Below are 8,373 nucleotides of genomic sequence, written 5' to 3'. Positions count from 1 at the left end.
CAATGTTCCGTTTGTCGATGTGCTGGGCAGTATGTCTAATCCGGCGTTGCCGTTAACCGCACAGCAATACCAAGAATGGGGCAATCCCGCGCAGAGCGATCAGCGCGAGGTCATGCAAGGCTATGATCCTTTGCGCAACATCCAGCAAAACCCTTATCCCCCTATGCTGGTGCGTGTCGGCTGGGACGATAAGCGGGTTCCTTTTTGGGAAGGGGCGCAATACCTTTCGCATTTAGCCGCAACCAGCACCCGAACGGGCCCTTATTTGTTGTTGACAGATTTTTCCCGTGGCCACCAAGCCGATGCGCGCCATGGGCTGACGCAACAAGCAACCGACTATGCCTTTCTCTTACACCAACTGAAGCGTGTGAACTAACCGGAGTATTAAATGAAATTGTCTTCTGTCTCTGTGGCAGTGCTGACGGCACTGGCTACTGGCACCGTGCACGCCAATTCTGCCAACACCGAGGAGAATACCTCTGGTGATGCGACCAATCGCCACGTCGAGACGTTGGTCGTCACGGCCAATAAATTTGCTGAATTGCCGTCAGATACAGCGGGTTCGGTCGCCATTTACCGCGGCGAAGATATCCAAAAAAAAGGCGCCACCGAGCTCTATGATGCACTGACAAACGAACCGGGTGTCAGTGTGACGGGCGGAGCGGGTCGCCCTCAAAACATCACCATTCGCGGGATGTCCGGTAACCGTATCTTGATTGTGGAAGATGGCGTCCCTGTCGCGGATGGGTTCGGGGCGGCTGATTTGAATGATAAAGCAGGGCGTAATTCCTTTGATATCGCAAGCGCCAAGCAAATCCAAGTCGTGAAAGGCGCTAGCTCAACCAGTTACGGGTCAGGTGCATTAGGCGGTGCCGTGATCGTGACATCGCTGAGCGCTGACGATCTCCTCCGCAACAAGGATCTGTACGCCGACGCGCAAGTTACCTATAGCGAGCTCAGTGATAAAGGCCGAGTCGGCAGTCGTCTCGCGCTCCGTCAYGGTGATACCAGTGCGTTGCTCGATGTGAGCTATTGGGAAGGGGAAGAAACCCGTAATTATCAGCAAGATTTGTATAACCGCACTTTGGATGGTGGCAGTGCGTCGTTGCGTCTGGATCATTATGTCTCCGATCGCTGGAAGCTAAGTGCTCGAGCCAAGCTCTACCGCGAAGACGCATCGCGACAAGAAGGCACAGCATCGATTCAACCTGACGGTAAGTGGGATATCAAAACCTTTGATCAAGCCGAACAAATCGAAACCTCGCAATTGTGGCTTGGCAGTGAATATCACGCCCAGCAGCCTTGGTTAGAAACTCTCAACACCAAGCTCTATTACCGAAATACCGATTTTACCCAGAACACGAACCGTTTGATGACTCGCTGGAACATGGGGATCAATGAGCAACGTCGGGTGCTGGATGATCGCCGTTTTCAAGACCAGTCAATCGGTTGGTCGGTAGACGCCAACGCTGAGAAAATCAGCGGAGACGTGGTGCATACGCTGGTTTACGGTGGTGTGTTAGAAACGGCTTACCATGAACGCCCTGTGACGAAAACGACTCTCGACTGGAACGGCGTAACGGTGAGTGATACGCAACCTTTTGCCCCTGCTCGGAGTTATGCGTTAGGTGTTTATGCGCAAGATGCAATGAGCATCGGGCAGTGGCGTGTGATGCTGGGCCTACGCGCTGATGCGTACCGATTGAGCGCAGACGATCCCCAAGCCATTGGCATGGCGAGTGTGGCGGATAATAACAGTGCAGCGTTATCGCCCAGTGCTTCGGTGGCTTATCACTGGACGCCAGCGTTCAATACCTACCTCAGTTATAAGCATGGTTATCGAGCGCCTGAATACGACAAAAGCTATGGCTACTCCAACCATGCCTCTGTGCCGGTGACGCCATTTGTGGTGCTGCCCAATCCGTCTCTTGACGCGGAAACCAGCGATAGTTTTGAGCTCGGGGCCAAATATGATGACGGCAAGCTGCGTTTGTATACCGCGGCGTATTACAACCGGTTTAGCCAGTTTATTGATATTGCCGATAAGGGCTTCAACGCAGAAACTGGTTTGTTTGAGAAGCGCTATGAAAACCTTGATGGTGTAAAAACGTATGGCGTTGAGGCATCAGCGGCCTATGCATTTACCGAACAATGGCAAGCGAAAAGTCAGATTGGCTGGATCTCCGGCAAAGACGACAATGACGAGTATGTTCGCAACTTATCCCCACTAGAGGGTAGTGTCTCACTTCACTTCGATAACCAATCGTTTAACGGTTATACCCGTTTGAACTGGGCAGATCAGATGACCCGCACGCCCATGTGCTACACCGAGTTAGGCACCCGCTCTGAGTGTGCTCAGACGTCTGGCTGGGCGAGCGTTGACCTTGGCTTGGGCTATCAGTTCTCGTCGCAAGCTTCTATCAATCTCAATGTCTATAACGTGTTAGACCGCGAATACATTCGTTATCAAGACGTTGCCGGTATTTCCGAATCACAAACCCGTTTTTCGACCGAGCCTGGTCGTTACTTCACCCTCAAYGCACGTTATGCGTTTTAAGGAAGAACCATGAAATCAGCGATCAGTCTTGTGGCGTTGGCACTTGCCAGTACCAATGTCATGGCAGGGGAATGGGATTACCCTGCGGGCAATTATCAAGCAAGTGATGCCACTCAAGCACAGCAATATTTGCGCACGCATTATCCGTCGGTGGGAGAGCTGTCGTTGCGCTACCAAACCAGCAGTTTGCTTGGTCGTCAGTATAACTTTGATATTTATCGTGGTGGCGAGTATCAGCCGCAGCGCACATTGGTGCTACATACCGATAAACACGGTTTGGTGACTCGGGTGTATAAAAGCCTAACCGACACCATGATCCGACAGGGTGAGGCAGTGAAAGAGGCGGCGATTGAGATCCCGCGTCGCCTGATCGCGGATGCGCCGCCAGCGCTATCAGACGGAGAATTAGTGACGCGCACCGTCAATGTGGTTGATCCAGATCTGCGTAGTATGGACAAACAGCCCGCCCCTGAAACGCTCTGGACAACGCTGGCGGATTATCCCCACGCGCCACGTTTTGTTATGCGTGATGTCTCTTTATTGGATGTGGGCGACACCCTCTACCTGAGTAATCCCAGAGTCCAAGCCGTTGATGCTATCGCCTTTGAAGACAAAAACCCTGAGTCTGGACAATGGCAGAAAAGTGACAGTGTCTCGTTTTTAAATCCGGACGGTGTCACACAGTTTGCAAGCCATGCGTCGCTCACAACGTTGCCTTTTGATAGTCAAGACTTTGCACAAATGATGGCGTTTTATCATTTGGATAAGTCCCTGCAATATGTGTCCTCGTTAGGGTATTCATTATTTGACGGTCCGGTACGCTTTGATGCTCACGCCTTAAGTTCGAACAACTCGTCTTACTATGTGGGTCCTAACGCGGTGATGTTTGGGGCGTCGGGCTCGCCCGATACACTGGATGCCGATGTCGTGGTCCATGAACTGGCCCACGGTATTCACTACCATATTTTGCCCGACTGGGCGTATGGCCACACGGGCGCCTTGGGCGAGGGATTTGCTGACTATTGGGCGGGCTCTGCCAGCTATCGCACCTTGTATCAACAAGGTGATGACTTCGAGATTGATACCGTCTTTAACTGGGATGGTTATTTTGGCTTTAAGCAAGGTACGCGCAGTTTATGGAATCAAAAAGCGCGCTATTTTGAGAGCAGTGAATACCGCGCGCACGAAAATGTCGGTGGTGAATTGGGGGATGAGCTTTGGTCGACGCCTTTGTTCCAAACCCTCAAGCAAGCGGTCGCACTGTATGGTGAACCCGCCTTTAAAGAGATGGATACCTTGGTGCTGGAGTCGATGTTTGGGCTAGGCCGGGGCATGAAAATGCACGATCTAGCAGAAAGCATGCTCTATGTAGCTAAAACCTATTATCCATCACGCGACTATGCAGCTTTGTTGAAAGCGAACTTTGAACAACACGGTTTGCTCAAAGCACCGTTTCGCTTTGAAACAAGCCAGCGTTATGTTGCCGATACCGCGGCAATCCACACACGCTTAACACCACAAGGGCGGACAGCCAAAGTTCGCGGTGACATTAAAGTGGAAGGTGGAGCGCCCACGTCCATTAATCAAACACTCAGCCAGGCTCAGTCGTTTTCTATTCCTCTGCCGCTTGCGGCGCAATGCGGTCAGCCGCTGACCCTTGATGCGCAAATTGACTATCAATTTGATGACACGTTGCAAACCCATCAATGGCAAGACAGTTTGACGGTGATTAAAGGCTTGCCCCAACTCACCCAATCGCGCCAAACCCTGAATGCGACCTTGCCGGATGCATCGGTGGCCAGTAATGGTGCGCAAAACAATGGCTTCAAAAGCTTTAACTTCATTATTAACGATGACACGAATGCCATTCGCTCCGATCTTGGCGTGTACCTCCATATCAACCATGCCAGCCCATCAGATTTACGCGTTGTTCTCGTCTCACCCGCAGGCACACGGGTGACGCTACACGCCAATACCGCCCATCAGAGCGATGACTTAGTGCGCTATTGGACCAGCCAGCACGACGGCCTTTTACAAGCCTTTGATGGCGAACCTCTTGCGGGGAATTGGCGTCTTGAAGTGACGGACTATGCCCAAGGCAGCCGTGGTGAGCTGGTGGCATGGCAAGTGGGACGCGTGACGGGATTTGACTGCCAAGATACCGACCTTAGTACCAAAGATGCGCTCGATAGCGCTAGCTCGGGAGGCGGCGTGTTGTCATGGCCACTGCTGCTGGTGGGCTTGCTTTGGGGCGGCTGGCGAGCACGAAAGGGCGAGTCCCGATAACGCATTATTCAATCACCTTAACATCCTTACTAAAAAGACAGATATGATGAAATTTAACTACTCTCTACTCGCCAGTGCATTGCTACTGGCAGGCTGTAATGGTTCTGGATCAGAAACGAGTGCAAGCGACTCGATCGCGCCGACCTATAGTGTCTCTGGTACCATTAGCGCCACCAATGCCACCGGTAACGAAACCGTTTGTGCGGATTTAAATGGTGACTTTGCCTGTAACGCCAACGAGCCCACCACACAAGCGGAGCAAGGGGCGTTTACTCTCACCAGCGCCGATAAAGCCATTTTATCCTCACCGATTGTCGCGCAAATCGACACCGGCGTGACCACGTTATCGTCGCAACGAATGGATGCGCAGGCTGACGCGCCTCGCCAAGCGAATGCATTCCTTGTTGCTCCCGGCGTGCGCAAGACTACCGGCAATGACATCAATGTGATCAGCACACTGGTCGCCAGCAATATGGCGGCTGGGGATGCGTATCAAGATGCGGTTGCCAATTTGCGTGAACAACTCGAGGCAATGGACATCACGACGCAAGCGGACTTGCTTACCAACGGAGCGGATAACCGTTTTGTACAGCTTGAAAATAACGTTTTATCTCTGATATCAGGCATGACGCCTACGCGGGCGAATCGCATGCTAGCGCTACTAAGCGGCGAATTGGCGCGTTACGCGGATGTTTTACTTAAAGGTGCGCCAAGCGACGCGGACCTTAACGCGATTTTGGTTGAGTTGGATGAACGGACTCAAATGCGTCCTGTAAACGATACCGGCATTGTTAGCTATTATTCCGACAGCGGGGATGTCGCCACCGCGCCTGTCGATTACCCTGGTCAAGATGCTGACTATGGTTTTGATGCAAAGGAAGGTGGGTTTAGCTTTACCAAACTAGATGGTAAGGGTCAGCCTTTGCCCGATAGCGCCACCACGTGGGATTGCGTGCAAGATAATCGCAGCGGACTAGTATGGGAGAGCAAACACACGGATCCTCAATCCCCGCGATATGTTGATCGCCTTTATGCCTATCAAGTGCCTGGACAGTTCGAACCGTTTGGCAAAGACATTGAGGCGACAGGCTGCAAAGACGCTGAGGGTATTTGCACCACGGCCCAATACCAAGCGTACCTAAATCAGCAACAGGTCTGTGGCATTGATCAATGGCGCTTACCCACTTTTATTGAACTGTATAGCCTGATTGATTTCGGCGAGACGCAAACCGATAGCGATGGGCGTGTTTATGGGCTCGATACGCAGTATTTCCCTCATCAATCCTCTGCCAGTGAATACGATGCCGGCTTGCTGTGGTCTTCCACCTCTTTCTTAACCGAATATACCGCATTTGCGACGCCGGGTGCGCGCTATATCCAGCTGCCGCAAACACGAGGCAGTGATCGTGGCACCACGGTATCGCTCGAGATCTATAGCGATCAGGTCGAGTCTGACTACACCTCATGGCAACTGCCTATTCGTCTTGTCGCCCAAGGAGAAAAATAATGAACAAGCTGATCATTGCCGCCAGTATCTTCGCATCTGCAACTGCATGGGCAGGCCAAGAATGCTCGATTGATTTAACCAAAACGGCACCGAATGTCCGTTACAGCTTTGATGATAATGGCACGGTAACGGACACCTTTACCGGATTAACGTGGATGCGTTGCCCACTGGGTAAAACCTGGCAAGCCGAACAGCAGGCGTGTCGTGGCGAGGGCACCGGAATGTATTGGCAAGCCGCACTTAATGAAGTGCAGGCGATCAATCAAAGCCAAGCGCATCCGCTGCATCAATTTGCCGGTCACACGCAATGGCGCATGCCCAATATTAAAGAGCTAGCGTCTTTGGCTGAACATGCTTGCATGAAACCCGCGCTTAATCCAAAGGCATTTGCCGCCGGATTCCCATACTCTACGTCAGAAGAAGGCTATGGCAGTGGTGATGTACGCGCTTACGTGTGGAGCAATAGTCATGTGCAAGCGGATAATACGATTTTGATGTTTGACGTGCGTAACGCGGAGATCTTTGCTTACGGGCCGACGCAGCTTGAGGGCAGTGTGCTGCTAGTGACTGACCAATAAACGACATCGCCCCAGCGACATCGACTGTGGCTGGGGCGAGATGATGGTTAGTGGTGATCGATAACCGAAGTGATCAAGCCACCGCACGTACTTTTTCTAAGTGGGCGAGGTACTCATCGTAACTGCCGTTAAAGTGCGACAATTGTTGGTCTTTAATCTCAATAATGTCAGTGGCGAGCGAGGAGACGAATTCGCGATCATGGCTGACAAAAATCAAAGTACCGGGGAATTGCTCTAGCCCTTTGTTAAGTGCTTCAATCGCTTCCATATCCATGTGGTTGGTTGGCTCGTCCATCACAATCACATTAATATCTTGCATCATCAGTTTGCCAAACATCAGACGGTTTTTCTCACCACCAGAGCAGCTTTTGGCTTTTTTATTCACATCATCAGCCGAAAACAGCAAGCGACCCAAAATGCCACGAACAATCAAATCATCATGCTTGGCGGTGCGCCACTGTGACATCCACTCAAACAGGGTGAGATCGTTATCAAACTCGGCACTGTTATCTTGCGGGCAGTAGCCAATCGCGGCATTTTCAGACCACTTAATGGTGCCTTTCTGGTGGCTCAATTCACCCACAAGACAGCGCAGTAGGGTTGATTTTCCCACCCCGTTTTCACCGATCACAGCCAGTCGTGAGCCAGCTTCAAGCAGCAGGTGACCGTTATCGAATAACAGGCCATCTTCAAAGCCATGACCCAGCTCTTTCAATTCAACCGCTTGGCGATGGAGCTTTTTGCTTTCGGTAAATTGGATATAAGGATGCACACGGCTTGATGCTTTGACTTCATCAAGCTGGATCTTTTCCATGCGTTTGGCGCGTGAACTGGCTTGCTTGGCTTTAGAGGCATTAGCACCAAAGCGATTCACAAAGTCTTGCAGCTCACTCAGCTCGGCTTCTTTTTTGGCGTTGCTCGACAGCAATTGCTCGCGTGCCAAGCTAGATGCCGCAACAAAGTCATCATAGTTACCCGGATATACACGCAGTTCACCGTAGTCAATATCCGCCATGTGGGTACATACGGCGTTCAAGAAATGACGGTCGTGCGAGATAATAATCATGGTGCACTGGCGCTGTTGCAGCTCACCCGCCAACCAGTTGATGGTGTGAATATCCAAGTTGTTGGTCGGTTCGTCCAACAGCAAAATATCAGGATTGGCAAACAGGGCTTGAGCAAGCAGCACGCGCAACTTCCACCCCGGCGCCACTTGCGCCATCAGGCCAAAGTGAAGCTCTTCGGCAATGCCCGCTTGCAAAAGAATATCGCCAGCTCGGCTTTCTGCGGTATAACCGTCCATTTCTGCAAACTGGCTTTCTAGCTCAGCCACAGCCATGCCGTCCTCTTCGCTCATTTCTGGCAGAGAATAAATACGCTCGCGCTCTTGCTTGATCTCCCACAGCTTGCGGTCACCCATCATCACCGTATCAATCACTGAATAC

Annotated in this window: 6 protein-coding genes; 5 read left to right on the top strand and 1 reads right to left on the bottom strand. The window is 51.7% G+C overall.

Features of this window, described 5'->3' with window-relative positions:
• The 5 genes from BZG83_RS14990 to BZG83_RS14970 form a co-directional block, all read left to right on the top strand.
• The coding region (locus tag BZG83_RS14990) for a prolyl oligopeptidase family serine peptidase (RefSeq protein ID WP_158074975.1) at positions 1-376 on the top strand (376 nt) is incomplete at its 5' end.
• 12 nt (positions 377-388) lie between these two features.
• Entirely contained in the window at positions 389-2,557 is a 2,169-nt protein-coding gene (locus BZG83_RS14985) for a TonB-dependent hemoglobin/transferrin/lactoferrin family receptor (protein WP_077481733.1), read from the top strand.
• Between the two features lie 9 nt (positions 2,558-2,566).
• A complete protein-coding gene (locus BZG83_RS14980; RefSeq protein WP_077481731.1) occupies positions 2,567-4,843 on the top strand; it encodes a proprotein convertase P-domain-containing protein in 2,277 nt (758 codons plus the stop codon).
• A gap of 43 nt (positions 4,844-4,886) precedes the next feature.
• The gene (locus BZG83_RS14975; RefSeq protein ID WP_158074974.1) at positions 4,887-6,350 is read left to right on the top strand and encodes an Lcl C-terminal domain-containing protein; all 1,464 of its coding nucleotides are present in this window, start codon (positions 4,887-4,889) and stop codon (positions 6,348-6,350) included.
• Complete coding sequence (locus BZG83_RS14970) at positions 6,350-6,928, top strand: Lcl C-terminal domain-containing protein (RefSeq protein WP_077481727.1); 579 nt, start codon at positions 6,350-6,352, stop codon at positions 6,926-6,928. Before BZG83_RS14975 ends, BZG83_RS14970 begins: the two co-directional genes overlap by 1 nt.
• Before the next feature lie 73 nt (positions 6,929-7,001).
• Here the strand turns inward: BZG83_RS14970 and BZG83_RS14965 are convergent.
• A partial coding sequence (locus tag BZG83_RS14965; RefSeq protein ID WP_077481725.1) for an ABC-F family ATPase occupies positions 7,002-8,373 on the bottom strand: 1,372 nt, incomplete at its 5' end.

The sequence above is a fragment of the Salinivibrio sp. PR919 genome (genome assembly GCF_001995355.1).
Lineage (GTDB): Bacteria > Pseudomonadota > Gammaproteobacteria > Enterobacterales > Vibrionaceae > Salinivibrio > Salinivibrio proteolyticus.
Note: the sequence above shows the minus strand (reverse complement) of the source record. Positions and strands in the feature narration are given on the sequence as shown.